The following is a 2,092-nucleotide window of genomic DNA, read 5'->3' as shown; positions in this document are numbered from 1 at the left end:
GTCGACAGACGCTTCAGCGAGACGCTCTTTAACAATCGATCAGGTAATTCATGTGGGCGCTTGTCTGCGAAGGGGTGAGAAGTCACCAAGACCTTCAAGGCAAGCGACTCGTCAAAGACCCTCGGGTCTTTTTGAGAAGCATTGACCTTGAGCCAAGTTTGGTCCGCTTAACGGACTATATGATTTTAAACTGAAGAGTTTGATCATGGCTCAGATTGAACGCTGGCGGCAGGCCTAACACATGCAAGTCGAGCGGTAACAGGTCCAGCTTGCTGGATGCTGACGAGCGGCGGACGGGTGAGTAATGCATAGGAATCTGCCCGGTAGTGGGGGATAACCTGGGGAAACCCAGGCTAATACCGCATACGTCCTACGGGAGAAAGCAGGGGACCTTCGGGCCTTGCGCTATCGGATGAGCCTATGTCGGATTAGCTGGTTGGTGAGGTAACGGCTCACCAAGGCGACGATCCGTAGCTGGTCTGAGAGGATGATCAGCCACACTGGGACTGAGACACGGCCCAGACTCCTACGGGAGGCAGCAGTGGGGAATATTGGACAATGGGCGCAAGCCTGATCCAGCCATGCCGCGTGTGTGAAGAAGGCTTTCGGGTTGTAAAGCACTTTCAGTGGGGAAGAAGGCCTGGCGGCCAATACCCGCCAGGAACGACATCACCCACAGAAGAAGCACCGGCTAACTCCGTGCCAGCAGCCGCGGTAATACGGAGGGTGCAAGCGTTAATCGGAATTACTGGGCGTAAAGCGCGCGTAGGTGGCTTGATAAGCCGGTTGTGAAAGCCCCGGGCTCAACCTGGGAACGGCATCCGGAACTGTCAGGCTAGAGTGCAGGAGAGGAAGGTAGAATTCCCGGTGTAGCGGTGAAATGCGTAGAGATCGGGAGGAATACCAGTGGCGAAGGCGGCCTTCTGGACTGACACTGACACTGAGGTGCGAAAGCGTGGGTAGCAAACAGGATTAGATACCCTGGTAGTCCACGCCGTAAACGATGTCGACCAGCCGTTGGGAGCCTTGAGTTCTTAGTGGCGCAGTTAACGCGATAAGTCGACCGCCTGGGGAGTACGGCCGCAAGGTTAAAACTCAAATGAATTGACGGGGGCCCGCACAAGCGGTGGAGCATGTGGTTTAATTCGATGCAACGCGAAGAACCTTACCTACCCTTGACATCCTGCGAACCCTTCGGAGACGAAGGGGTGCCTTCGGGAACGCAGAGACAGGTGCTGCATGGCTGTCGTCAGCTCGTGTTGTGAAATGTTGGGTTAAGTCCCGTAACGAGCGCAACCCCTATCCCTATTTGCCAGCGGTCCGGCCGGGAACTCTAGGGAGACTGCCGGTGACAAACCGGAGGAAGGTGGGGACGACGTCAAGTCATCATGGCCCTTACGGGTAGGGCTACACACGTGCTACAATGGCAGGTACAAAGGGTTGCAAGACGGCGACGTGGAGCGAATCCCAGAAAGCCTGCCTCAGTCCGGATCGGAGTCTGCAACTCGACTCCGTGAAGTCGGAATCGCTAGTAATCGTGAATCAGAATGTCACGGTGAATACGTTCCCGGGCCTTGTACACACCGCCCGTCACACCATGGGAGTGGACTGCACCAGAAGTGGTTAGCCTAACCTTCGGGAGGGCGATCACCACGGTGTGGTTCATGACTGGGGTGAAGTCGTAACAAGGTAGCCGTAGGGGAACCTGCGGCTGGATCACCTCCTTAAACGACGTATCGCCTCTTGCAGGCAAGTGTCCACAATGAATTACCTGATCGACCAGAGCGAAAACTGTTGGGTCCCGGACCCGGTAGTGGTGCTGGGTCTGTAGCTCAGTTGGTTAGAGCGCACCCCTGATAAGGGTGAGGTCGGCAGTTCGAGTCTGCCCAGACCCACCAAATCTTCCCCATGCGGCGTTGAATCGTGACTCACATAGCAGGCTATGTGTCGCCCCGATTCGCCTTGCCTGGAAAAGATTTAATCGCGAAGGAGACGATCCTTTCAGCGATTCGAAAAGGGGCCTTAGCTCAGCTGGGAGAGCGCCTGCCTTGCACGCAGGAGGTCAGCGGTTCGATCCCGCTAGGCTCCACCA

Annotated in this window: 2 tRNA genes and 1 rRNA gene; all 3 read left to right on the top strand. The window is 56.2% G+C overall.

Annotation, left to right across the window (positions count from 1 at the left end):
- Window positions 1-187: 187 nt before the first annotated feature.
- Window positions 188-1,727, top strand: a 16S ribosomal RNA gene (locus tag ACW4DH_RS18925).
- Between the two features lie 94 nt (window positions 1,728-1,821).
- A tRNA-Ile gene (locus tag ACW4DH_RS18920) sits at window positions 1,822-1,898 on the top strand.
- A 118-nt stretch (window positions 1,899-2,016) separates the two neighbouring features.
- A tRNA-Ala gene (locus ACW4DH_RS18915) sits at window positions 2,017-2,092 on the top strand.

It is taken from the genome of Halomonas sp. WWR20 (assembly GCF_054602495.1).
Note: the sequence above shows the minus strand (reverse complement) of the source record. Positions and strands in the feature narration are given on the sequence as shown.